This is a genomic window from Actinopolymorpha sp. B11F2 (assembly GCF_040195635.1).
Classification (GTDB): Bacteria; Actinomycetota; Actinomycetes; order Propionibacteriales; family Actinopolymorphaceae; genus Thermasporomyces.
Genome location: NZ_JBEFTX010000030.1, coordinates 1 through 22,218, shown reverse-complemented (window position 1 = coordinate 22,218; position 22,218 = coordinate 1). Strand labels below are relative to the sequence as shown.

At 64.8% G+C, this 22,218-nt stretch carries 32 protein-coding genes and 3 pseudogenes; 19 read left to right on the top strand and 16 right to left on the bottom strand.

Translation table 11 applies throughout. The features are described from left to right. Positions 1 to 38: 38 nt before the first annotated feature. From ABN034_RS33050 to ABN034_RS33030, 5 genes and pseudogenes are all read left to right on the top strand, one after another. Positions 39 to 180, top strand: a pseudogene (locus ABN034_RS33050) (Tn3 family transposase); the annotation flags it as partial. Between the two features lie 362 nt (positions 181 to 542). Next, the gene (locus ABN034_RS33045) at positions 543 to 824 is read left to right on the top strand and encodes a hypothetical protein (protein WP_349694887.1); all 282 of its coding nucleotides are present in this window, start codon (positions 543 to 545) and stop codon (positions 822 to 824) included. 298 nt (positions 825 to 1,122) lie between these two features. Next, entirely contained in the window at positions 1,123 to 1,842 is a 720-nt protein-coding gene (locus ABN034_RS33040) for a VOC family protein (protein ID WP_349694886.1), read from the top strand. Positions 1,843 to 1,988: 146 nt separating this feature from the next. Then, the gene (locus tag ABN034_RS33035; RefSeq protein ID WP_349694885.1) at positions 1,989 to 2,465 is read left to right on the top strand and encodes a DinB family protein; all 477 of its coding nucleotides are present in this window, start codon (positions 1,989 to 1,991) and stop codon (positions 2,463 to 2,465) included. Positions 2,466 to 2,665: 200 nt separating this feature from the next. Then, the gene (locus ABN034_RS33030) at positions 2,666 to 3,337 is read left to right on the top strand and encodes a Type 1 glutamine amidotransferase-like domain-containing protein (protein ID WP_349694884.1); all 672 of its coding nucleotides are present in this window, start codon (positions 2,666 to 2,668) and stop codon (positions 3,335 to 3,337) included. Between the two features lie 411 nt (positions 3,338 to 3,748). Here ABN034_RS33030 and ABN034_RS33025 read toward each other — a convergent pair whose 3' ends face one another. Further along, positions 3,749 to 4,555, bottom strand: a complete 807-nt coding sequence (locus ABN034_RS33025; RefSeq protein ID WP_349694883.1) for a TIM barrel protein — start codon at positions 4,553 to 4,555, stop codon at positions 3,749 to 3,751. Positions 4,556 to 4,932: 377 nt separating this feature from the next. Here ABN034_RS33025 and ABN034_RS33020 point away from each other — a divergent pair, with 377 nt between their 5' ends. The 4 genes from ABN034_RS33020 to ABN034_RS33005 all read left to right on the top strand — a co-directional run bounded on the left by ABN034_RS33020 (position 4,933) and on the right by ABN034_RS33005 (position 7,021). Further along, positions 4,933 to 5,709 carry an ArsR/SmtB family transcription factor gene (locus ABN034_RS33020; RefSeq protein WP_349694882.1) on the top strand — a complete coding sequence of 259 codons (777 nt, stop codon included), beginning with the start codon at positions 4,933 to 4,935 and terminating at the stop codon, positions 5,707 to 5,709. 24 nt (positions 5,710 to 5,733) lie between these two features. Further along, complete coding sequence (locus ABN034_RS33015; protein ID WP_349694881.1) at positions 5,734 to 6,111, top strand: VOC family protein; 378 nt, start codon at positions 5,734 to 5,736, stop codon at positions 6,109 to 6,111. After that, complete coding sequence (locus ABN034_RS33010; protein WP_349694880.1) at positions 6,108 to 6,383, top strand: DUF1905 domain-containing protein; 276 nt, start codon at positions 6,108 to 6,110, stop codon at positions 6,381 to 6,383. Before ABN034_RS33015 ends, ABN034_RS33010 begins: the two co-directional genes overlap by 4 nt. 260 nt (positions 6,384 to 6,643) lie before the next feature. Further along, entirely contained in the window at positions 6,644 to 7,021 is a 378-nt protein-coding gene (locus ABN034_RS33005) for a VOC family protein (protein ID WP_349694879.1), read from the top strand. Positions 7,022 to 7,314: 293 nt separating this feature from the next. On the opposite strand, the gene ABN034_RS33000 is transcribed toward ABN034_RS33005, so the two are convergent. Together ABN034_RS33000 and ABN034_RS32995 are read right to left on the bottom strand one after the other, a co-directional pair. After that, the gene (locus tag ABN034_RS33000) at positions 7,315 to 8,136 is read right to left on the bottom strand and encodes a fructosamine kinase family protein (protein WP_349694896.1); all 822 of its coding nucleotides are present in this window, start codon (positions 8,134 to 8,136) and stop codon (positions 7,315 to 7,317) included. Between the two features lie 188 nt (positions 8,137 to 8,324). Then, complete coding sequence (locus ABN034_RS32995; protein ID WP_349694878.1) at positions 8,325 to 8,903, bottom strand: DinB family protein; 579 nt, start codon at positions 8,901 to 8,903, stop codon at positions 8,325 to 8,327. A gap of 644 nt (positions 8,904 to 9,547) precedes the next feature. On the opposite strand from ABN034_RS32995, the gene ABN034_RS32990 reads away from it, so the two are divergent. Then, positions 9,548 to 10,090, top strand: coding sequence for a hypothetical protein (locus ABN034_RS32990; protein ID WP_349694877.1), 543 nt, complete (start codon positions 9,548 to 9,550; stop codon positions 10,088 to 10,090). 771 nt (positions 10,091 to 10,861) lie between these two features. On the opposite strand, the gene ABN034_RS32985 is transcribed toward ABN034_RS32990, so the two are convergent. The 6 genes and pseudogenes from ABN034_RS32985 to ABN034_RS32960 form a co-directional block, all read right to left on the bottom strand. Beyond that, positions 10,862 to 11,032, bottom strand: coding sequence for a hypothetical protein (locus ABN034_RS32985; protein ID WP_349694876.1), 171 nt, complete (start codon positions 11,030 to 11,032; stop codon positions 10,862 to 10,864). Beyond that, the gene (locus tag ABN034_RS32980; protein ID WP_349694875.1) at positions 11,023 to 11,193 is read right to left on the bottom strand and encodes a hypothetical protein; all 171 of its coding nucleotides are present in this window, start codon (positions 11,191 to 11,193) and stop codon (positions 11,023 to 11,025) included. Before ABN034_RS32980 ends, ABN034_RS32985 begins: the two co-directional genes overlap by 10 nt. Before the next feature lie 21 nt (positions 11,194 to 11,214). Beyond that, a complete protein-coding gene (locus tag ABN034_RS32975; RefSeq protein ID WP_349694874.1) occupies positions 11,215 to 11,670 on the bottom strand; it encodes a DUF4158 domain-containing protein in 456 nt (151 codons plus the stop codon). A 96-nt stretch (positions 11,671 to 11,766) separates the two neighbouring features. Continuing rightward, the gene (locus tag ABN034_RS32970) at positions 11,767 to 11,952 is read right to left on the bottom strand and encodes a hypothetical protein (RefSeq protein WP_349694873.1); all 186 of its coding nucleotides are present in this window, start codon (positions 11,950 to 11,952) and stop codon (positions 11,767 to 11,769) included. Positions 11,953 to 12,209: 257 nt separating this feature from the next. Further along, complete coding sequence (locus ABN034_RS32965) at positions 12,210 to 12,650, bottom strand: YybH family protein (RefSeq protein WP_349694872.1); 441 nt, start codon at positions 12,648 to 12,650, stop codon at positions 12,210 to 12,212. Between the two features lie 94 nt (positions 12,651 to 12,744). Then, a pseudogene (locus ABN034_RS32960) lies at positions 12,745 to 13,247 on the bottom strand (IclR family transcriptional regulator domain-containing protein). Between the two features lie 251 nt (positions 13,248 to 13,498). Here ABN034_RS32960 and ABN034_RS34745 point away from each other — a divergent pair. Next, positions 13,499 to 13,654 (top strand): bacteriocin immunity protein, encoded by a 156-nt coding sequence (locus tag ABN034_RS34745; protein ID WP_502879138.1) that lies wholly within the window; start codon positions 13,499 to 13,501, stop codon positions 13,652 to 13,654. Between the two features lie 136 nt (positions 13,655 to 13,790). Here the strand turns inward: ABN034_RS34745 and ABN034_RS32955 are convergent, their stop codons facing one another. Then, entirely contained in the window at positions 13,791 to 14,072 is a 282-nt protein-coding gene (locus ABN034_RS32955; RefSeq protein ID WP_349331676.1) for a DUF6881 domain-containing protein, read from the bottom strand. A 106-nt stretch (positions 14,073 to 14,178) separates the two neighbouring features. Between ABN034_RS32955 and ABN034_RS32950 the strand changes: the two genes are divergently transcribed. Continuing rightward, positions 14,179 to 14,829: a DUF4304 domain-containing protein gene (locus ABN034_RS32950; RefSeq protein ID WP_349694871.1), complete on the top strand. Its 651-nt coding sequence runs from the start codon at positions 14,179 to 14,181 to the stop codon at positions 14,827 to 14,829. A gap of 88 nt (positions 14,830 to 14,917) precedes the next feature. Here ABN034_RS32950 and ABN034_RS32945 read toward each other — a convergent pair whose 3' ends face one another. Next, complete coding sequence (locus ABN034_RS32945) at positions 14,918 to 15,250, bottom strand: hypothetical protein (protein ID WP_349694870.1); 333 nt, start codon at positions 15,248 to 15,250, stop codon at positions 14,918 to 14,920. Positions 15,251 to 15,340: 90 nt separating this feature from the next. Here ABN034_RS32945 and ABN034_RS34740 point away from each other — a divergent pair, with 90 nt between their 5' ends. Beyond that, on the top strand, positions 15,341 to 15,595 hold the full coding sequence (locus ABN034_RS34740) for an Imm27 family immunity protein (protein WP_502879137.1): 255 nt from the start codon (positions 15,341 to 15,343) through the stop codon (positions 15,593 to 15,595). A 190-nt stretch (positions 15,596 to 15,785) separates the two neighbouring features. On the opposite strand, the gene ABN034_RS32940 is transcribed toward ABN034_RS34740, so the two are convergent. Next, a complete protein-coding gene (locus tag ABN034_RS32940; RefSeq protein WP_349694869.1) occupies positions 15,786 to 15,983 on the bottom strand; it encodes a hypothetical protein in 198 nt (65 codons plus the stop codon). A 92-nt stretch (positions 15,984 to 16,075) separates the two neighbouring features. Beyond that, positions 16,076 to 16,486, bottom strand: a complete 411-nt coding sequence (locus tag ABN034_RS32935; protein WP_349694868.1) for a hypothetical protein — start codon at positions 16,484 to 16,486, stop codon at positions 16,076 to 16,078. Between the two features lie 45 nt (positions 16,487 to 16,531). Here ABN034_RS32935 and ABN034_RS34735 point away from each other — a divergent pair, with 45 nt between their 5' ends. The 4 genes and pseudogenes from ABN034_RS34735 to ABN034_RS34730 all read left to right on the top strand — a co-directional run bounded on the left by ABN034_RS34735 (position 16,532) and on the right by ABN034_RS34730 (position 18,182). After that, a complete protein-coding gene (locus ABN034_RS34735; RefSeq protein WP_502879136.1) occupies positions 16,532 to 16,741 on the top strand; it encodes a DUF4304 domain-containing protein in 210 nt (69 codons plus the stop codon). Positions 16,742 to 16,897: 156 nt separating this feature from the next. Continuing rightward, positions 16,898 to 17,179, top strand: coding sequence for a hypothetical protein (locus ABN034_RS32930; protein WP_349694867.1), 282 nt, complete (start codon positions 16,898 to 16,900; stop codon positions 17,177 to 17,179). A 152-nt stretch (positions 17,180 to 17,331) separates the two neighbouring features. Beyond that, positions 17,332 to 17,541 carry a hypothetical protein gene (locus tag ABN034_RS32925; RefSeq protein WP_349694866.1) on the top strand — a complete coding sequence of 70 codons (210 nt, stop codon included), beginning with the start codon at positions 17,332 to 17,334 and terminating at the stop codon, positions 17,539 to 17,541. A 33-nt stretch (positions 17,542 to 17,574) separates the two neighbouring features. Further along, positions 17,575 to 18,182 (top strand): annotated as a pseudogene (locus ABN034_RS34730) (YxiG-like protein). 59 nt (positions 18,183 to 18,241) lie between these two features. Here ABN034_RS34730 and ABN034_RS32915 read toward each other — a convergent pair. Next, complete coding sequence (locus ABN034_RS32915; RefSeq protein WP_349694864.1) at positions 18,242 to 18,619, bottom strand: NUDIX hydrolase; 378 nt, start codon at positions 18,617 to 18,619, stop codon at positions 18,242 to 18,244. A gap of 186 nt (positions 18,620 to 18,805) precedes the next feature. Here ABN034_RS32915 and ABN034_RS32910 point away from each other — a divergent pair, with 186 nt between their 5' ends. After that, positions 18,806 to 19,345: a hypothetical protein gene (locus tag ABN034_RS32910; RefSeq protein ID WP_349694863.1), complete on the top strand. Its 540-nt coding sequence runs from the start codon at positions 18,806 to 18,808 to the stop codon at positions 19,343 to 19,345. 105 nt (positions 19,346 to 19,450) lie between these two features. After that, positions 19,451 to 20,095, top strand: a complete 645-nt coding sequence (locus ABN034_RS32905; RefSeq protein ID WP_349694862.1) for a hypothetical protein — start codon at positions 19,451 to 19,453, stop codon at positions 20,093 to 20,095. 517 nt (positions 20,096 to 20,612) lie between these two features. On the opposite strand, the gene ABN034_RS32900 is transcribed toward ABN034_RS32905, so the two are convergent. Together ABN034_RS32900 and ABN034_RS32895 are read right to left on the bottom strand one after the other, a co-directional pair. Continuing rightward, entirely contained in the window at positions 20,613 to 21,515 is a 903-nt protein-coding gene (locus ABN034_RS32900; RefSeq protein ID WP_349694861.1) for a VOC family protein, read from the bottom strand. Between the two features lie 98 nt (positions 21,516 to 21,613). Then, complete coding sequence (locus tag ABN034_RS32895) at positions 21,614 to 22,000, bottom strand: alpha/beta hydrolase fold domain-containing protein (protein WP_349694860.1); 387 nt, start codon at positions 21,998 to 22,000, stop codon at positions 21,614 to 21,616. Between the last annotated feature and the right edge of the window lie 218 nt (positions 22,001 to 22,218).

Sequence of the window (22,218 nt, the reverse complement as noted above, 5' to 3'; positions counted from 1 at the left end):
GCGATGGTCGAATTCCGATCAACATCTGACAGCTTGTCACCTCCGCGGTCGGCAGCGACTCCACGCACTTCGGGGCGTTCGACCAGAACATCTTCACTCACCGAGTGGCACTGCCGCTACGGCGGCTGCGGAGGGCTGATCTACTGGCACGTCGAACGCATGTCGATGGCCATCCACTCCAGCTGATCAACTGCTCGGGTAAGTATGTGATCTCCAATCGGACACGTCGATCAGATGAACTAAGGTCAGCCATTGACACGTAGCTGTCGGCGGGTTCAACATCGCCTGGATGACGCCCACTGTCCGTCTTGTCAGCGGCACCGATGAGGAACGGCGTACCAAGGCGGATCTGGAGGCTTTGCTCGCCGCTCACGACCTGACGCCCCTGGTGCTTCACTACTGACGTCCTCGTCGACGAGGCGACACGGCTTCCGCACAGCCATCCGGTTCTGACCCTCAACACGCGCAACCGTGGCCGACGCCTCCTGGCCGTCTATGTGCATGAGCAGCTGCACTGGTTTTGCCATGAGCGGTCCGACGTCGTGGACGCGTTGATCAGCGACGAGCTCGAGCAGCGGTACCCGGACGTGCCCGTTGGCTATCCCGATGGGTGCCGGAGTACGTTCTCCACCTACCTGCATCTGGTCGTCTGCTGGCAGGAGATCGACGCCCTTCGCAGACTTGTCTCGCGGGCAGATGCCGACCGGTTCGGCCGACACATGGCGGGGCCCGGCTACTACCGATGGGTCTACGGCACCGTTGTCGACGACTTTGACGTCCTGGCCGACCTCTACGAGCCACGTGGGCTCCGCATCTGCCCTTGATGAGCACACCGCGCCGGCCAGAGCCGGGGCGCTAAAGAGGTTGGCGGGTTCGCGGTCCGCCAAGTAGGAGTTCCCGTACCGGATGAGGGCTTCGGCGCAGCGGTCTGTCCGATTGAGGAACCTTCCGCGTACGGATAGGGACGGCCGACCGCGACGTTCCCTACTTCGGTGATTGCCGAATTGCCCTCTCCATATGGGATCAAGGCGCCGCTGACGCGCGGCAACGCACCCGCACTACCAGCATGTGTGCCTCGTAGCCGGACTGGAGTGTCCCTGCCAAGTGCCATCCTGTGCTTCCATGACGCCAAGAATCGACACCATCGTGATCGACTGCCCCGACCCCGAGGTCCTCGCCGCGTTCTACGCCGAGCTGCTCGACATGCAGATCCTGCGGCGACCACCGGACTTGATGACGATCGGACGGGAGGATGAGCACCCACGGCTGGCGTTCCAAGCCATCGAGGAATACCACCCGCCGCAGTGGCCCGACCCGGCATACCCAAAGCAGGTCCACCTCGATATCGGCGTCCCCGATGCCACCGCCACAAGGGCATGGCTCGGCGATCACGGAGCCACCTGGCACGAGGACGGCACCGACTGCCAAGTCTGGTCCGACCCAGCGGGACATCCATTCTGCGTGGCCCACGACACCTGGTCGGCACCTACGATCGGCGGAATCGTGCTGGATAGCGAGGACCACTCCGCCCTCGCCGCGTTCTACGCCGAGCTACTCGGACTGCACCAGACCAGACACGAGTGGGACAGCTTCTGGAGGATGCTCGACAGCGGCGACGGCCCGATCCTGTCCTTTGCCAAGATCGACGAACACCGCCAACCCCGCTGGCCCGACCCGACGTACCCGCCACAAATTCATCTCGACATCGCCGTCGAAGACCCGACCGCAGTGGAGACGGCCAAGCACCTCGGCGCGATCCAACTACCTGACATCGGTGGTCCCTGGCCGGTGTACGCCGACCCGGTGGGTCATCCATTATGCCTGTGTTCGCCAAGCCAGTGACTACCTCGGCCAAACGGACTCCGGTCACTGGTGTGGTCCGCTACGAGCGACCTCCCGCCCGACGTACCTACAAGCGAGCGTCACCTACGCATGAGGCGTTGGCGTCGCGCCGCGATCGTCCTACCTGTTCGTAAGGTGAGCGCGAGATGTTGACCGGTCAGCTCGACTACCACCGGGCGACGCTGCTGCACAAGCTGGAGGGCCTTGACGACGAGCAGCTACGCCGGCAGATGACCAGGTCCGGCCTATGCCTTTTGGGGCTGGTGAAGCATCTGGCCGGCACCGAGCAGGGCTGGTTCTTGAAGATCTACGCAGGGATTGACGAGCCGGACCTGTACGACCCGGAGGCCGACTTCCGGATCGACCCCGATGAGACCGTGGACGGGCTGGTCGGGCTGTACCTGCGCACATGCCAGCGGGCGCGCGAGGTGGTGGCCACAGGCAGGGTGGACGACGTCGTCACCACGCCCTGGGGCGCGCCGGTCAACCTCCGCGCGATCCTGGCCCACATGATCCAGGAGACCGCACGACACAACGGCCACGCCGACATCATCCGCGAGGCGATCGACGGCGCCACCGGCCAGTCCCGCTGGCTGGCTGCCTGCCGCTGCGGTGTCCGCTGAGGGATCCGCTAGCGAGGATGGAGTTCAGTGCCCGAGTTCGGACATGCCGCGGTGCGTGCGGTGCTGTATGCGCTCGATCCTGATCTGCGGAGCGAGCGGCCTGTCGCAGGTAGGTTTGCCTCGTTCAGCAGCGATGAGTTTCGCGGTGGTCCCTGGTCTATACCTCAGACCGCCCCATCGCACTCGAATCGGGAGGCATCTTGAGGCTTCTTCTCACGTCCGCGGGCGTGAAGAACGCCAGTATCCACCGCGCGTTGGTCGATCTGCTGGGCAAGCCGATCGCCGACTCGAGCGCGCTGTGTATCCCCACCGCGCAGTACGGGCACCCCATGGTCGGCCCTGGCGTCGGTGCCTGGCGGTTCATCAGTGGAAACTCTGACCTCCCCATGGTCGACCTGGGCTGGAAGTCCGTCGGCGTGCTGGAGCTCACCGCGCTGCCCAGCATCGATGAAGAGCGATGGGTGCCCCTGGTCCGGGAGACGGATGTCCTGCTGGTGGCGGGCGGCGATGCCCTCTACCTGTGCCACTGGATGCGTCAGTCCGGGCTGGCGAACCTGCTCCCGTCGCTGAAAGAGACGGTCTGGGTGGGACTGAGTGCCGGGAGCATGGTGATGACCCCCAGGATCGGGGAGGACTTCATCCAGTGGAGACCGCCGACCGGTGACCACAGCACGTTGGGCGTCGTCGACTTCTCGATCTGTCCACACCTGGCTCAGGAGGGCATGCCGGGCAACTCCATGGCAGAGGCGGAACAATGGGCGGCCGGCATATCGGGTCCGGCGTACGCAATGGACGACGAGACGGCCATCAAGGTGGTCGATGGCACCGTCGAGGTCGTCTCCGAGGGGCACTGGAGGCTCTTTCCCTCCTAGCTGCCGACGCCAACCGCGAGTGAGCGAGGCGCCCTTCCTAGGCTCACCTTTGGCTCAAGACACCGCGGCGAGGGCCGGTTTAGGGTTACTGATGGTTGTGGGTCCGGGAACTGGCTTGTCCGAAGAGCTGATGTCCGGGGTCAGATCAGTCACGCAGGATTCCAGAGTCGTCGCCGAGTGCCCTCCCGGGCCGCGCAAAAACTGTTCCGTTGACCTTGGTGAGTGGCTGAGCCGCTGACCTTGCGTTCCGATACGGGGCCAGCGTCCGGATGAGGATCCCCGGGTTCGACACCCGCGAATTCGGCCGATTGCCGTGGCGCGATGGCAAGCGATGGGCCATGGGCGAACGACCACCTTTGACTACGGTGCGTTCGGCTAGACGTAAGGAGAGGCTGTGTTGCCGAGCGAGGCCTACTGCACCGAGCCCGCCGCCTGGGCACTCTCGCGAATGTGATCGAGCGAGCGGGCGGAGGTGGCGGTGGGGGTGTATTCCAGGCCGATCCGTCCGGTGTAGCCGAGCTTTTGCAGGATCGTGAGCTGGCGGGGCCAGTCCACCGAACCGGTGCCGGGTTCGTGACGTCCGGGGACGTCGGCGATCTGGACATGGGCGAGCCATTGCGTACGCCCGGCGAGCACGGCCTCGGGGTCTTCATCCATGACGAGGGAGTGGTAGAGGTCGTAGAGCAGTTTGACCCGTGGTGAGGCGACCTCGTCGAGGATGTCGAGGCATTCGGTGGTCGAGTCCAGGAATGTGCCCAGGTGGTCGACCCTGGAGTTGAGATTCTCCAGGAGCAGCGTCGCATCATAGGGTTCGAGAACCCGTGCCGCCTGGCCAAGCGCGTCCACGATGGCCTGGTGTTGGGTCGATCGAGGTACACCCGGCCGGTCCTGGCCGGCAGTGACCACGAGATAGGGGCAGCCGAGCTTGTCGGCTGCCGCCGCGGATGCGGCCACGGCTGTGAGAAACGTGTCGTGTGTCGATGGGTCGACGAGGTGGCCCATCGGTTCGACGCACATCACCTGGAGCGCCGTGCCGGTGGCGTGCAGTGTCTCTGCGAGTTCGTCGAGGTTCTTGGTTCGCCAGAGCCAGATCTCCACCGAAGGTACGCCGAGGTCGGCGGCGGCCCGCACCCGGTCAGCGGCGCTGTCGCCCGCTTCGCCACCTCGCCCGCCGTGCTCGGTGAAAAGGAGCTCGAGGTTGGCCGAGAGTTCGTACATCGGGATCGCAACCTTTCTCAGTGCACTGGAGGACACACAGTGTGCCGTCTACCGGCTCCGCCGTCGGCTCAATATTCAGCCGCCGTTGACACCCGGGGCGGTCGGCCCATCAGCCATGACGCCGACCTCTCTATATAAGGAGAGAAACACCGTCCAGTTGCGTCGTGGCACCCGCGTCGCGTAGTGGCGCTCCCAGGACGCGAGCGTTCTCCCCAAACGGCGCGTGGCCGTACCCGTCGCAAGCACGTGACTACCGGCGCCGGTTATGTCGCCCCTGCGGACATGTTCCGGGGTCCGGTTCTCTCCTCCGCAACGAGCCCGCCGGGGGCGGGCGTGCAGGCTTGACAGGAAACCAAACGGTTTCCTATCCTCGGTGGGTGGAACCTGTGTTCAAGGCGCTGGGCGACCCGACCCGGCGGGCTCTGTTGGACGCGTTGCTTGAGCAGGACGGGCAGACCCTGCTTGCCCTGTCGACGCGCTTCCAGATGACCCGACCGGCCGTGGCCAAGCACCTGGGCATCCTCGAGGAGGCCGGTCTCGTAGTGGCCCGCCGGCGGGGCCGCGAGAAGCACCACTTCCTCAACGTCGTGCCGATCCGGCAAGTCCATGACCGATGGATCACCAAGTACACCGAGGAATGGTCGGCGGGCCTGTCCGACCTGAAGAGAGACCTGGAGCAAGGCATGGAGAAGGTGTTCGAGATCTACATCGACACCACACCCGAACGGCTGTGGCACGCGATCACCGACCCGGCCAGTCGGGCCAAGTACCACTTCGGTGCCTCGGTCCACTCGGACTGGACCACGGGCTCGTCGTTCTCCCTCGACCATCCCGGCGCGGAACGCCCGCTGGCCGAAGGTGAGAACGTCGTGGTGGATCCGCCGAGGCGACTCGTGCAGTCCATGCGGACGCTGTGGTCAGACGACGCCGAGAGACAGGGCACGACCAGGGTGACGTGGGAGATCGAGCCGGTCGGCGACGCCTGCCGGCTCATCGTGACCCACGACCAGCTCGCTGGCAACGCCCCACCCGAGCTCTACGGCGGCTGGCCGATGATCCTCTCCGGGCTGAAGACATGGCTCGAGACGGGCAGGACGCTGACCACCCCCGGTTCGTTGATCTACGGCGGCACCGACCCGTCGAACCCCGCATGACCCATGTGAACAAGGAGAAAGCCCATGACCACCATCACCGACATACGCACGATCGGCATCGCTGTCGCCGACCAGGACCAGGCACTGAAGTTCTACCGCGACACCCTGGGCTTCGAGGTCCGCCTCGACGGCATGGCCGGGGACATGCGGTGGCTCGAGGTCGCACCGCCTGGCGCCATGGTGTCGCTGGCGCTGACCACCGGTGAGACCACCTCGAATCGGGAGACCGGGATCAGGTTCGTGGTACCCGACGCCACCACCGAGCACGCCGCGCTGCGTACCGGCGGCGTGTCTGTCGGCGAGCTGCTGGCCTGGCCCGGCGTACCACCCATGTTCACCTTCGACGACCCCGACCGAAACCAGTTCGTGGTCGTAGAGCAGGCCGAGGAGGATTCACGATGAGCACCCGACTGGACCACACGTTCACCGCCGTCGTGGAACGCAGCGACGCCAAGGGCGGATGGACCTACGTACGCACCGACTGGAGCGCCGAGTTCTTCGGCACCCGCGGCCTCGTCAAAGTAGCCGGGACCATGGACGGCCACCCGTTCGAGGCGTCGTTCATGGCCATGGGAGACGGAACCCACAAGCTCCCGATCAAGACCGAACTCCGCGAACGCCTCGGCAAGGAGATCGGCAGCACCGTGACCATCCACCTCACTGAACGCCGTTGATCTGCTCTCGGAACACATCAACCCCTACGGCCGGTTCCTCCTCGACATGGACACCCACCTCGACCTCACCGCCTTGCTCCCGCCACCGGTCCAGGCAGCTGCTCTCAGCGGCGGTCCAACCCTGTCTCCTCGGGGAACCATCCGCGTACAGATGGAGGTCCCCGGGTTCGAGCGGTGGTTCCTTATCCGGACGCAGAACGTCCGCAACCAGTCGTACTCTCAGACCTCCTCGATCGGAACACGGGGACAGGGGAGCTGACGTGAAGGTCATCAGGCGGGTCATTGTGTTCGACGCCAGCAATATCGAAGCCGAAAGCAGGTTTTGGGCCGGCCTCTTGGGCGGCACGGTGCACCGCGACGCGGACTGGCACAGCATCGTGGTCGGCGGCGAGTGGGTCATGGGCGTGCAACATGCCCCGAACCACGCGGCACCAGATTGGCCAACCGGGCCCCAGCAACAACAGGTTCACCTCGACCTCCATGTCGATGACCTAGAAGCGGCCGATCGACTGGCAGTCGAGCTTGGTGGGCGTCAGCTTCAGGCCGCGAGGAGACCTGCCGACAACCCCGACGGTGATGAGATGTTCGCCGTTTATGCCAGTCCGGCCGGCCACCCACTCTGCTTCGGGATCCACTGACTCACTGCAACCTCGTGATACGCGCGGCCCCGCAGAGCCGGTCCGGTCGTTACCGATGCCCGAGAGGAGGCGGGCTGCCGGCCGTCTCGTAAGACCATCCCTTGCGGACACCCCCACTGGTGAGGGCCTCAGATGTCCACGGTTGGCCTTCCCCTTGCGAACGCCTTTAGATCAGTAGCCCTGAAGGCGTCTCAGGGAGTTGGTCTCGTGCCGAATCTTGCGGCGTTCTGGGTACGGATCCGGGTACCAGCGGAACTCACCCGACACTGTGCCCGGTGTCTCGCGGGGTGTACTTACGCGTCTGCGTTCCTGTCGACGTTCGCGGGTATCGCCGGAGCCTGCCGGCGGAACGGGGCGACTATGGCGCGCAGGTGGTCTGCGGTGCCCCACACGTCACCGAACTCGGCCAGGATGCTCAGCTCCGCGGGGATGGACAGTAGTGGCGCCCGCTCTTTCCAGCCGGGTTCCGGCGCGGCGGCCTCCTGCCATGCGGCGAAGAACCGCTCCACGGCCGACGGTCGCTGGTCAGCACTCGACATCCAGAAGATGCTGATGTCGAGTTCTGCCCAGCCGTAGCTGACGGCCGGGTCGATCAGTGTAGGGCGGCCGGTTCGGTCGGCGAGCACGTTATGTTGGCCAAGATCACCATGGAGCAAGACGGCGGGCATCACCGGAACCAGGTCGGGCAGTCGTCGGCCGAAGTGCTCTATGGCCTGGAGGTCCGCTGCGGACAACACCTGGCGGACCCGCGGCTCGTCGAGAAATCTCAGCACCCGACGCTCGACGAAAAAGGTGTGGCCATCGGCTTCCCAGCCGTTGTGCTGCGGGAGCCCGCCGAGCCAGTTGTCGTCTCGCCAACCGTGCCGGTCCGTGCGGGTTGCCGCGTGCAAGCCGGCGATGTCCTGCCCCAGCCGCTGCCAGAACGTCGGGCTGTCGCCATCGGATGGGTGCAAGGCATCCATGACTATTGCGTCGTCGCCCTGGTGGTGTACTCGCGGGACGGCGACCGTGCCGCTGGCTCCGAGTGCGGTCAGGCCTTCGACCTCGGCAGCCAGTGCAGACGCAGGCAGGCCGGGAATCTGCTTCACCACCCACTGGCGACCATCGCGAGCCATTACCAGCACTACCTGCGCGATGGTGCCGCCGGACAGGCGTTTGCTCGTTACCGACTCGTCCTCGGCTATCACTCCCTGGCGTCGCAACAGCAGGACGGCAGCGTCAAGAGCCTCATGTCCTCCCACTGAGCAAGCTCCCTTGCATTGTTGTATTGACCTCACGTGGATCGGCGCCGCTGACGCGGTGCTCACTCGTCGGCGCAGCGGACGCCCTGGCTTCTGAGGAACGTGCGTACCTGGGCGGAGTGAAGCTGGAGGTGGACCACGCCCTGGACGAGGACGGCGGCCAGCGATGTCCCGCCGTTTCGGTGCGGCGCGGGGAGCGGTGCAGCGGCCTGATCATCAGTCAGGTCACTAAAGATCTCGTCGACCTTCCGCCGACAGTGGTCGATGTAGCCGAACACCTCCTCGCGAGAGTACGTGGGCGGGACCACGTAGCCTTCTTCGTCGCGCGGAGAGAACGGGGTCGGCGGTGACCAATCAGCACCCAAGGGGTTGGACAGGTCGACGAAGTCGGTGAACCAGAGCGCGTGGGAGGCGGTCCGCCACACTGCAGACATGGCCTGGAACTTGCGCTCGCGGACCGCAGGGTCATCGAACGGTCGCCCGTCACGATCCGTCGGAGGCCACGCCCATTGGTCGGTCTTCTTCACCTCCCACATGCTCGCTTCCCACAGCTCATCTGGGCAACCGCGCAGAACGATGGCCATGTCCTCGAGGGTTGACCGGTATTGCGCCGCGACTACCGAGCACCAGGTCGTGGACATCTCTCACTCTCCGTCTCATCCCGTGTCCCGGAAGTGGTCATCCTGGCTCTGCTTCCGCCGTGGTCGAACGTCCGAACTCGGCGGCGACACTACGGGAGGAAACCGGACATCGTTATGGGTCCTGTTTGAACGAGAATCTGGGGAGCTGCCGTACAAGCCGGCTGGGGTGGTAGGCAACTGTCTCGTCACGGTGAACCCGGTCGACGCTCACGCCGTATCGCGTCTCCATTGGTTGAGGCTTGCACGAGCCGGTGGGTGTTCTTGTGGATCCCTCACCGTACGCGGTGCAGAGGGCTCTGTTGCCCTTTGACCTTGCCCGGTTGATGGAAGTCTTGAGAATCGGCGGCATGTCTTCAGAACCGTCTTGTCGAGGTGAGCTGCGTCCGGTCCGCGTTCGGTCCGGTGGACTGACAGGCGGGTCGATGCCACCGCCGCAGTCGAGTCCGGCGTCGGTTCGACGCCCGACCTGCTCAAGGCCGCCATGGGCATCGCCGAGGCCGCACACCCGGAGGAGGCTCACGCTTCGCGCCGGCGCCCTGTCCGGGCCGGAGGTGTCGTGGTCCGGTGGCTCGCCGCTCGACCAGATCGTCGCGCTGCTTGGCCGTTCGCCCACCTGGCCGAAAGTAGGTGGTGCCTGACGCGCCATGGAGCTTACGCTTGCGCGGGTGATACCTGTGCTCTCCGTCGCGCTACCCGACTACACAGTTGATTCGGAACCAGATCACCGGAAACTCGGCAAGCGGGTGGACGACGAGCTTCGCCGGCACTTCACAGGGGAGACCGTCCTGGTGCGGGGCCTGAGCTCCGCGGCGCATCCCCAGCTCTCCGTCGACGGCCTGATCGAGGTCGTCAAGCTGCACGGCACCGACCGCTACGATGCAACCAGGGCAGGCGATCGGTACGACAACATCCAAGGCAGGCACATCGACCTGTTCGCGTACCGGCGCAAGATCGGTCCTCGTACCAGGTTGTTCGAGCACCTGTGCTGGGGTTTCTACCACAGCGCGATCGCTATCCACGGCAAGCCGGTTCGCCTCGATCTCCTGACCGTGTACGACGCGTCACAGCTTTCGATCGTGACCCACCGGTACGAAGGCCGCACGGACACGAAGCGGGACGGCTTCGCGTTCAAAGATCCCTGCGCCAAACCCGCCGCCCTCAAGGCGATCATCAGACTGACGGCGTGACAGCCCGGGCCGGTGCTATCGGCCGTCTCGTTTTGCGGAACATCAACGTCGATGCCTGGGCGACACGACGGCGACCATGCGGGGGCGTCCGGAAGGGATCCCTCACCGAACACCCACGCACGCTCGTTGGCCATCTGACCGTGGGGACGCCGCCCTGGAGCGGTGGCGTGGGATCCTTCCCTGCATGACTCATACGGGATCGATGCGGCCGCATGCCCTGGTAGCGGAACTGGTGTCTGCTGCGGAGCTGACGTTCGGCGAAGAGTTGCGGGCTGTGGTTGTCAAGGGCTCGTTGGTAAGTCATGGCGGTCAGGACTTCCTGCCGTACTTCTCCGACGTGGACTGTCATCTGTACCTGGCAACCGCGGCGATGCGTAGTGCAGTAACGCCGCGGTTGGACTCGGCGCTCGCGATCCAAGGACACCTTGGGGATATTGACGCGCCTGCGTATGAGGTCGGATCGTGGTCGCTGGTGTTCTGGGATGAGCAGCGTCTAGACGAGTGGGCGCTCGCGCCGCTCCCGGGCGTATATGCGGTCGTAACGGGGCACCTACCGCCCACCTTTCGGGAGGGAACTGCCGACGAGTACATGTCGCAGTCCGATCGGGTCGTGAAGAACGCGGCGGACTCGGCCGATCGCGCTGTCAGATACTGCGCGGACCTTCCTACTTCCAGCCTCGCCGGCATGTACGCACGATTGCCAGCTGGGTCAAAGCCGCGCTCGCATCGGCGGCCACGGTCGCCACTGGCGACCTTTCCAAAGGCTGGGCCTCACCACTCGCCGACGTCCTCGCCGTCGTCGAGCCCTTCATCGTTCCATCCCGCTCCGCCAGCCGGCTCTACAAAGAGCTGCACGACTGGCCGATCGTGCGGACAGAGCCTGCTCGCCTCCGAGCCGTCGTCGGCCTGGGCGTCACAGTGCTCGATGAGATTCACCAGCATTTCAGTCGGTCCAGGTCAGAGACTCTCGCCCCGTCCGGCACCTGCAGCAGCAGGCCCAAACCACGCCGCTGCTCGTCGTCCAGCAGGTCGGCGAGGGTGTTCCACAGCCTCTGCGTGGCGGCCCCCCGCAAACCTGCGACCAGTCGAGTCAAGGTCGTCACCCGGGAAGCAGCACCTGCTGCTCACGCAGCCACCCCGCCGCCATCGAACAGTGCCCGCGGTCCCTCACCAGTCGTCCACGCCCGGTCATCAACCCGCGCAGCCAGCTGCGCCTCCACCTCGATGAAGTCGCGTAACGCGTAAGCATCGCGGATCTCTTGGGCATGCTCCAGCCGAGTCATCTCCCGTTCCCGGTAGTCCTTCAGACACGAGGGATCGGCGATATCCAGCTGCACGGCCAGATAATCTACAACCTCGGACGGCACATCTGTCGGATCGGGCACGAACGCGCCCAGATACTGAGCCGTCGTCAGCTGGACGGCGAATCCCAGCCGCGTATGCGGCAGCCGCTTTGGCCCGATCAGCCGCTGCGCCTTCTCATCCAGGAAGAAGAACCGATCCAACTCCGCCCGCGTCGGGGGACGAGCGTAACGCCGATACGCGGCCACCTGCTCGGCAGAAAGGAACTCCTCCGGCACCCGGGGACCCCTAACATCACAGGCGCGACCACGACGCCCGAAACGGCCCCCCAGCGGCCGGACCCCTACCGCCGTCACCTCACTGCATGGTCGCGCCTACCGATGGATTCCGTACGGATATTCGTCGTGGGCGGACTCCAGGACGAAACGCCGTTCGGACGTGTGGTCGTTCGTAGCCTGGCCGTTGCCGGTGGCGGCTCGCCTGAGTCGAAATACTCGGATCGCGCCTGAGTACACCAGTGCACGCTCGCCGTCAGACCGCCGGTACGGATACATGATCATGAGTTGGAGGTTGGGGACCGTAAAGGGCTAGCCCCACCTTCAACACGTCTGCATGCGTGTTGAAGGTGGGACTCACCTTTTAGGGCTGCCGTTGTCTCAGATGGCGTACGGGTCGGTGGACTTTGCCGCTGCGGTTCGGCCCGACGAGTGCCGAGACCTGGCCGCTCCGCAAGCGGATCGACGCACCCTGAACGGGAACGCCCTCGTGGCCGAGGTGGAGCTCGACCCCACTCGGTGCCACGCTACTGGGCAGCTCGTCAGGGCTCGAGGTCGAGCAACGCTTTACCGTCCGCGAAATCGGTGGGAACCGAGACCTGATCGTGGACGATCAGCCACTGGCCGTCGATCTTGCGGAGGCCGCCGGTGTACCGGACCCACACGCCACTGATCGCCTGTCCGTTCTTCAGGGTCCCGCTGAGCCGACTGAAGCTGTGCGCGAACGCCACCTCATCGCCGACGGTGATCTCGAGGTCGCGAATCTCGTAATCGATGCTCTGGAAGGTCGCGAACGCGCCCTCCCAGTTCTTCAGCTTCCCCTCAATGCCAACGTGCTGGAGCGGCGGTTCGATGTCGAACGAGACGATGTCCGCTCCGTAGAGCGACTTCAGCGCCTCGAGATCCTTGGCGCGGAGTCCTTTGATCAGAGTGTCGTAATGCGCCCGAATCTCGGCTTCGTCCAGCTCGCGTCGTGTAGGCATGGTGAGACCGACCCTTTCGTCGACTGTCGATTTTCTTCTCACCAGTACGACGAGACAGCCGGCTGGAATGTTTAGGCGTCGCGGCCGGGTACATCTACTTGCGGGGGCGGGCGCCGAGGTCGGCCTCGATCTTGCGGGCGGCGGCTTGGAGCGGAGGCAGCAGCTCCCGGCGGATAGCGTCGGCACTGCCGCAGCTCGCGCGGGCGGAGACGTTCATAGCCGCCACGACTTTCCCGTCCGGGGCGTGCAGCGGCACCGCCATCGAACGCAGGCCCTCCTCCAGCTCCTGGTCCACGACGGCGAAGCCCTGGTTGCGGATCCGGGCCAGGGTGTGCCGCAGCTTCACCGGTTGGTGATGGTACGCCGGTTGATCGGCTTGAGCTCGGCGTTCTCGAGATAGTCGTCCAGCCACTCGGCCGGCTGGTGGGCGAGCAGCACGCGCCCCATCGAGGTGGCGTACGCCGGAAATCGCGTGCCCACGCTGATCGCCACCGTCATGATCCGCTTGGTCGGCACCCGGGCGACGTAGACCACCTCGTCGCCGTCGAGCACCGACACAGAGCAGGACTCGTGCACCTCTGCGACGAGCTCCTCCATGTGCGGCTCGGCGACCTCCGGCAGCGACGGCGCCGACGGTGACGCGTCCTGCGACGAGCTGGAACCCGTTGCGGTCGATTCGAGCGGTTCGCAGTCCAGGGTTGGCTGTTTCAGCCTCGACGGAGAGCTCGGGGGTCGGCAACGACGGCGCCAGGAACACCGCCAAAGTGTCCACTTCGCTGGACAGCCGCCGCTGCTAGCTCTGACATCACGGCCTCTGCAGGAGGCCTCCACGACAAGGTCGCCCGCGCATGGGTGTACGTAAGCCGATGGCTCAGCGCTCGGAACTTCTGCGCCTCGTGATGTACCTGATGTCGGGCGAGGGCACCGAATCTGACCAGGACGTGGCTCTCCGAGAACTGGAGTCCTGCGTTCCTCACCCGTGCGTCTCGGATCTCATCTTCTAGCCACACCATGAAGGCTTCGACTGCGAGTTGACGCCCGATGAGGTTGTCGACGTTGCCCTGGCCTACCGCCCCGTCGAAACCTGAGTGTCGGAGGTCGGGTAGTCCGCTGCACTCCGTTGTGAGGTCGAGGTCGTCGTCAGGTCGCATCGGTGGCCCTGCGCCAGACCTCCTCGAACTCCTCCGCGCTCAGCGGCGAAACTTCAAACTCAGGCTCGCTCGCGATCTCCTCCTCTGATGGCACCGGTACCCAGGAAAGGCTCGTGCTCAGGTCACTGATTCGGTCCGTCCGGACCAAGCGACCGTCGGCGTACTGGTGCACCTTTCGTGTCTCGTGGCGTCGCTCGTCGAGCTCCTCAAACAACACAATTGGCTCGTCTGCGCAGTCGTGGAGCCATCGGCAAGCAAAGTAGGTCCGCACCCCGGGCAGGCTATCGGCGGCGGATCCCGTAACGCACTGACATGCCGCGATCCGCGCGTTCGCTCCTCCTAGGAGCGGTCGGCCGTCAGCGTGGGAGTGTATGCCTGTGACCGCGCAGGACGCTCTGAAAGCCGCACTCCGCGACCGCCTGGGACCCGTTGCTCGCAGTCACGGTTACCGGGGGTCGGCTCCCACCTGGCGCAAGTCTTCGACTGCAGGTGATTGGGCCGTCGTCAATGCTGAGTCTTCGTCCTTCAGCAGCGCGAAGCAGGTGCGGTGCGTCGTGAACCTGGCATTTGCCCCGGAGCCGTGGTTGAGGTGGCAGGCGGAGAACCTGGGCGCCGGCATGCCCAAGTCCGTGCCGGAGTCACTCGGGCTCTACCGCGAGCGGCTCCACCCCGAGGGGACTCCGGAAGGCACTGACGGCTGGTGGGACGTCTTCGACGATGAGTCGGCCCGCGTAGCCGTTGCCGACATGAGCGTGCAACTCGATCGGGCTGGGTGGCCGGTACTGGAGGGCATGTTCTCTCCTGACGCGATGATGGCGCGTCTGCGTGACGGAGACCTCGGCATGATGAAGAGGGCCCACCAGGGGATCTTCTTCGCCCGTGCTGAGGCCCTCTTGCTCATGGATGCAGGACCGTCCGACGCGCTGGAATCGCAGCTCGACTATGCGCTGAGCAATGTGATCCCAGCACAGCGCGAGAATGCCGAGCGGTTCGATGCCTGGGTCCGCGCCGAGGCAGCCAAGGCGTGATCTGAAACGCACTCTCATGCCGCTGTCAGCACCGCATAGCGTGACCGCTCATGCCACGATGAGCGCGGCCGTGCCGATGAGCTGTACGTCACCCTGAGGAGGGCGGCATCGGCCACACGCGTCGTTCGTGGCGCTTCTGCCACTGGGCCAGGCGCTCCCCGGTCAATGGCTGAGCGATGGTGCTCGCCAACTCGACGAACCGATCTTCCGAGAGTTCGACCGCTTCGTCGTTCACCGAGAGGATCCCCTGAAAGGTGGCTAGGCTCTGGGGCCGGTCAACGGTTACGTCCACCTCGTTGAAGTTGAGGGTTTCCACGAGCGGCTCTCCGTGGACCAGCACCGTGAGAACGATGGCGCAGATGTCCGCGAGGTCCTTGTCGCTGTACACGAGAGCACGAAGGGCGGGCAGACCGGCTTCCACGCCGCGATTCTATGTGCCGAAGCACCCTCACATACCGCGATCCGCGCGGCCATGCCGAGATCCGGTCGTCGGCTGATGTGACAATGAACCATGCTCTGCGCCTACGAAACCCTGTTCGAACTGACTAGCAACGAAGCGGACGAGTACGCCCGTGAGCACCTCGAAGAACGCGAGGTTGACTCCGAAGGGTGGCGGGTCACGTACCGATGCCCCAGAACTGGACGCGCATGGCTCCGGGATTACCCGGATAGCGGACTTCACGGTGGTGGCTCGCCACGACTACGCCAACTCGATGAGAGCGGCAACCCAGTCGATACCCGAGGCTCGGGTGATCCGTTCAGCTAATACGAACGACCATCCACTCATGCCGCATGGAGGACGGCGGGTGGTTCATGCCGATGCTCGTGCTTCAGCCTGGGCTGTCCACGAGACCCTCCATCCACATCTCCAAGACGGGCAGGTAGTCCGCCAGGCTCAGCTCCCAACCCGTTGGCTCATCGCTCGACAACAACTTGGCACGAAGCGCCCGGGCGGCTTACGCGAGCAGAGTCGCGATCCGTACGCGCTCGGGAACCGGCTCCATTTCAAGATGAAGCCCATTGAGCGCTGCCGCACGAACCATGAAGCTTGAGTCCGTGGTGAGGAGCTCCACCTCGGCGTCGAGAAGTTGGAAGGCGCGGCCGCCAACCCTCCAGGGTTCCTCCAGATGCGGCACGGTGACGACGACACCCACTCAGCGAGCCGATCGGCGAGCGCGCCCCCGAAACGCACTCATCTGTCGCGATCCGCGCGGTCACGCAGACGAGTGCGTTCGTCAGCACGGATTCAGTCGCCCATCCAGACCAGCATCGAGTCTGGCTCACGGGCGCAGACTCGGGCCATCACCTGCAGCCGCAGCAGGCCGCGAAACTCGGGTCCCGGTTTGGCGATGGGAAGGACGCTCGCTATGTCTTCCAGCAGTCCGGCCATGCGGTCAGCGACCATCGGCGTATAGGCGTAGCGGTCGACCTGGCTGAGAACCCGCAGGCTCACAGCTACGCCGTGGCCATAGTACGAGTCGTCGAAGAACCGATCGAAGTCACCAGCGGCGTCGAAGGTCCCGCCCGAGGGGTCAGGTAGTCCTCGGACAGGCCGTGCCTCACCGTCTCGCAACTCGACGTACATCGGCACCCGCCCAATGCTGCACCAGGAGGAGTCGCCTCGCACGCACATGCCGCTGTCCCCGCGCTCGGTCATGCCGATGAGCGTTCGACTGGCGGCGCGGCATGGCATCCTGCGTCAATGACCGTCCAAGACGCTCTGAATGCCACACTTCGCGACCACCTTGGACCTGCTGCTCGCCGTCATGGCTACAAGGGGTCGCCTCCGAACTGGCGCAAGTCTTCGACGGCTGGTGACTGGGCTGTTGTCAATGTGCAGTCTTCGTCCTTCAGTAGCGCGGAGCATCTGCGGTTCGTCGTGACCTGGCCTTCGCCCCGGAACCGTGGTTGAGGTGGGAGGCGGAGAACCTCGGAGCAGGCATGCCCAAGTCCGTGTCGGAGTCGCTCGGGCTGTACAGGGAACGGCTCCACCGGGGGGACTCCAGAAGGCACCGACGGCTGGTGGGACGTCACCGATGATGAGTCAGCCCGCCTGGCGGTTGCGGACATGATCGCGCAACTGGACCGGGCAGGTTGGCTCGCACTGGAGAGCATGTTCTCTCGCGAGGCGATGACGGCCCGCTTGCAGGACGAGGACCTCGGCATGATGAAGCGGTCCAACTTCGGGGTCTTCTTCGCCCGTGCCGAGGCGCTCCTACTCATGGATGCTGGCCCTTCCGACGCCCTGGAATCGCGGCTCGACTACGCGCTGAGAAACGTCATTCCGGGACAGCACGACCACGCCGAGCGATTCGATGCGTGGGTTCGTGCGGAGGCAGCCAAGGCGTGATCCGAACCGCACTGTCATGCCGCGATCCGGGCGGTCGTGCCGATGTGAGGGCACCGCTTCGGCATCACTGCGATGATGAAGTGGTGTCCGCGAATCGGGAATCTCCTGCGAGCCCGAAGTCTTGGTCATCGGTCGGTCTCGTCATCGGGGTCGTGCTCTGGCTGGCAGTCGTTGGCCTGGCCCTCGATACAGCGATCACGTGGACACCTGTCTACGGCGTTCCGGGCCTCGTGGTCGCAGGTGCGGCGCTGGTCGGGTTCCGGTGGCTGTGCAAGTCCTGGGTCCAAGGGTTCGTCTGGTCGGCACTGCTGGCCTTCGCGGTCATGTACGGCGTCATCTTCGGCACGTTTTCGGTGTACTGAGTCGCCGAGCACGCGCTGCGTCAGCGCGCGCTCATGCCGCGGTTAGTGAGGCGCGGTCATGCCGAGTTCCGTGCGGCTCGGCTGAATCCACGTGACGTGTGGCACTGCGTGGTGCAGGCTGTCGGGGTGGACGCGAAGGAACTGCGCGAGGCGCTAGAAGATGTCTTCGACCAAGCCCTCGTTTTTCACGGCTACGCGGACTACATGCGTGACTACGACGTCTACGTATACGCGACAGCCGACCCCGTACTGGCATCGGACCGGAGCACCTTCGCTATCGATTTACCCATGGCGTCAGAGCGTCGGTAACAACCGCAGTTCGGCGAGGTGTGTGGCCCCGCTCGCTTGGCGATGCGTTCACCGAGTACGACGACTGGCTACGGTCCGGGGAGCCCGAGGGCTACGTGTGGGGCGTGAAGTGGCAGTGCCTCTACCCAGGCATGCAGTTGATGCCCGAGTCTGATGAGACTCGCGATTGGTCAGCGCTGCTAGGACTGCCCTTCCGCGAGGTGTTGATCGAGACCAACGGACACAACATAACGCTGATCTTCGCCGACCTGAGAGTCAGTGTCGTCGAGCCAGGAGCCGCCCCATTCGTCGTCCCGCAGTCGGGCCCGGACGGCAAGATTCCGCTGCCGTAGCGCGCATCTGCCGCCGATTGTGAGCCCGGATGTGCCGAGAAGTGCGTGTTCAGTCGTGGTCAGGCTCGATGCTGTGCAAGAACCTTGCTGAATATGGCAAGGTAACTGTCATGAGCTAGGGACAGTTCTCCAAGCACATCTTCGGTGAACCACGCGATGGCATCGTGTTCGTTTGGCGCAACGTTGGCCGGAGACCCCATCCACGCTTCGATCAGCCAGATCTGCATGTCGAACGTGTCGGCACGAACTTCTTCCACGGGCGGACCCGATGGTGCCGCTATGTCGATGCCCAGTTCCTCTCGAAGCTCTCGGGCAAGTGCCGCGCCAGGCAGTTCCCCAGGTTCCACGTGCCCGCCGGGCAGGTCCCAGACGTCGGGATACCAACGACGCCGGGGAGATCGGTGACATAGCAGTACCCGGTTGCCGTCGCGCAGCAACGCCGCGATGATGCGAGCCTTAGGAGCCCTCCGCGGAGTTCGACACAGGCGTACTTTGCCACTGGTCGTAGCCGACACTGTGCCTGGCAGAGGGGTGGCCGGCATGCTGATCTGCGCGGTGATGCCGATGTGCGTGCGGCGAATTCCTCGTGCGGTGGCGCTCGTCGGCAACTACGCTGATCGATCGTGGACCCGGTGGCGCTCAACGAGACGTTGCATATTGCCCGGGCCGCGGAGTGCATGGGCTGCCTTGGCTCGGGCGACTGGCCGGATCTTGCCGTAGCACTTCTTCTCGAAGACGTGGAGGACCCAGAGGTCGCGGAGCTGGCGGGGTTCAACCAGCAAGTGAGCGCGTGGGCCGTCGATCCGCTGACCGAAGCTCTGTACGAGAGATATGGGGTGCCCGCTCCAGACACGGAGGGTGCCGTGCACTCCCTCGCTGGGCTGATGGCCGCGGATCTTCGAGCCCGCCCTGCTGTCGTCACCGGACCGATGATCAGGCTTCTGGCGCGGCTCGCGCCGCCGACCTTCGAGTCCAGCCTGGCCAACACGTGCTACGGGCTTGAGGAGTACCTGGACTGTGCCTGCTCCGGTCGAGTAGATCGGTCCCTCGAGGCCGAACTTGAGGCGATGCCCGGACCTCGGATCCCAGACTCGGTTGCGCAGGTGCTCGCCAAGCCGCTCCGGTCGACCCTTCCACTGGTGCAGCCGCCTCACGAGCACTGAGCAGCACTCTCATGCCGCGATCCGCGCGGTCATGCCGATACGCGGATGTCAGCGAGTGGGCCAAAACGGGGCGCGACCAGATCGGGAAGCGGTAAGACTAGCGCCGTGGAGATCGGAGCACCGGGTGAAGGGTGGGCGTGGTCTTGGGCTGCCTCGGATGCTGAGGCAGATGCACGCCGCCGCGACGCCAACGAGTTGGTCGGCCAGCGCATCCGAGCGGTTCGCTACTACACCCTCGACTATCGCCGCCATGAACTGCATCCCGAACTGATCGACGGTGGTCCTCGCATCATTGACGCCGAGTCGGAGTGGAACGAGCCGACGTGGCTCTACGACGGGTTCGATGCCATGGACTACGGGCTTGAGGTCACGACCGACTCCGGCGCAGCGTCCTCTCTCACATGGGACCCTCCGGGTGACCGTGAGGGGATTGGCTTGCAACCTGTCCCGATGCTCGGCACTGCCGTCAGAAGCGACGCGGACGTGGCCATCTGGGAAGTCGGCGAGCGCACCGCCAGTTGGACGCCGATGGTCGGCAGGCGAGTCACCGGTGTCGACCTGCACTACGTTCCGTGGCAGGAAGGACACAGAAGTCTGTGGTGCCCGCACATCACGTTCCACGGCGAGGATGGCCATGTCGAGGTCGTGATGGGCGACTCCAAAGACGGCGCGCTGGTCCCGTCCGCGGACAACGTTGCGGCGCTCCACCCGGGCACGTCATTGCCCGCTTGGTTCAGCTCGAAGGACTGACGAACGCCCTCACATGCCGCGATCCGCGTGGTCATGCCGATGAGCGGGGTTGCGAATCGAGGTCGGGCGCGTCCGCTGCGCGCTAGGCGATCTCCACCTCGATCAGGTCCCACTTTCGTGGGCCGGCGGCCACGAGGGCCTCGCCGAGAGGTCGTCGGAAGAGCAGATGACGAAATGACTTGAGCCTGTCCCCGAACACTTCGGGTGACGCAATGACGTCGGAGGTGGACACCAAGGCGTCGCCGACAATCGGCGCGCCGCAAGGCGCCCTTGACGGTGAGACCTACCCCTCATCCTCCCCGATCGGGCGGCCACGACCTTCTCCTTCACGCCACTGCGACCCGGCCGTTCCGTTTCCGTTCGCTACGCTCACCCCAACAAGCAGCCGTGTTGCGACCACCGCCAGAATCCGCCGATCATCCCCAAATGAGACGGCCGATTGCAGTGCCGTCACCAGGCTGTCACCAGGTGCGGCAGACTCGTGTTATGCGGCGTCGTTACATCGGAACCTGCTGGGTCAACCGGCTGGGTAGAGGCAGAACGGATGTCCCTCCGGGTCGGCGTAGACGACGTATTCCGCACCCATGTCAGGGAGCCTCGTAGCGCCGAGTCGGGCCACGAGGTTCTCCGCGGCCGCGAGATCGTCGACTTCGATGTCGAGGTGGAGCTGCGGTGGGCATTCGGGGTCAAGCCACTGCGGCTGCTTTCCGTTCGCGCCCTGAAAGCCGAGGCCGGGCCGTGTCCTGTCCTTTGCTTTGATCGTCACCCAGCCTTCCTCGTCTTCCATCCGCTCTGGCATGTCGAGGAGCTCGGCGTAGAACGCGGCGAGGGCGCGGGGCGAGTCAAAGCAATCGAAGACAACACCGCCAAGGTAGCCTCTCAGCGACTTGTCCTCTCGCTTAGGCGGAAATCCGGCGCATAGGCAGAACGGGTGACCCGCGGGATCTGCGTACACGGGACAGTCTCCGCCCAGGTCCGGGAGCCGTATCGCTCCCAGCCTCTGGACCAGGTCCGTCGGGCTCTCAGCGTCATACCCGTAGGCAGCTGCTGGTCCGCACAAGTGGAGCTGCTGCGGATACGCAGGATCCGGCCACGTTGGCGGTCGAAAGTCGTCTACGGTGGCAAACGCTAGCCGGGTGCAACTCTTGTCATTCCCGATAACAACCCTCTCTGGCGTGTCGAGGTGGCGGATCGGCATCAGCACGAGCTCGGCGTAGAAAGACGCCAACGTCCGCGCATCAGGACAGTCAAAGATGAGGTTCTGCACGTTCGCACGCATGCCTACAGCTCCCTGCACTCTCCGGTCGGGTTCGGCGGACACAACAGCGACGCTCAAAGCTTGCGCCGGGGCCTCTGCCTCAAACGAAGCCGTCTTCAGAGATCCCGCACCCACGGTCGAACCGCTCGTGATCACCACCATAGGGAGACGTCACTGACATCTCTTGTCAGTGGCAGCCTTCGCACCTCCTCGCCGAGCTCCCTGCGAGAATCACGGCCTATGCACTTATATGAGTGCTGTCATTTCTGTCGGGAGGACGGATGCTCACCGCGTGTACTGGGAGGTGTGCGGCAACCCAGACGGCAAGCCCGCGCTGTACGTGCACGGCGGATCGCCGCCTTCACGTCGTCTATCTGGGCGGGGAACGCCGCGTGTCCGCTCAGCCGATAGTCGACGGTCGCGGTAGCGATCCCAGGCGCCGCCAAGGACGCACACCAGTTGGAGAGCCCGCCCTCGCGGCCGCCGAGAAACCAGCCTCCGCCGTGCAGCCAAATCGTCGCCGCACCCGTCGGCTTCTCCGGCAACACCAGATCCAAGGGGGGCGGCTCACCGTTGGCGCTGCCGTACTGATTCCCAGGCACCAGCGTGAGCCGCGCATCGCAGTCGATCGTCGGAACAAACAACATGCCGCCAGTAAACAAGGAGCTACGGCCGATCACCCGTAGCGGACATCCCGTATCGGCCACAAGTTACCTGCGGACCAACCCATGGCCCGCAGGAGCTCCCTCGCCGGACACCCGTATGCCTCGTCCTCGGCGTTGTAGTCCGGCGTTAGAGTGGTGATACTCGCGCGGCCGATGTCGTCCTGCGATCGCTTTGATTGAAAGGCGACAACGTGGTTGGC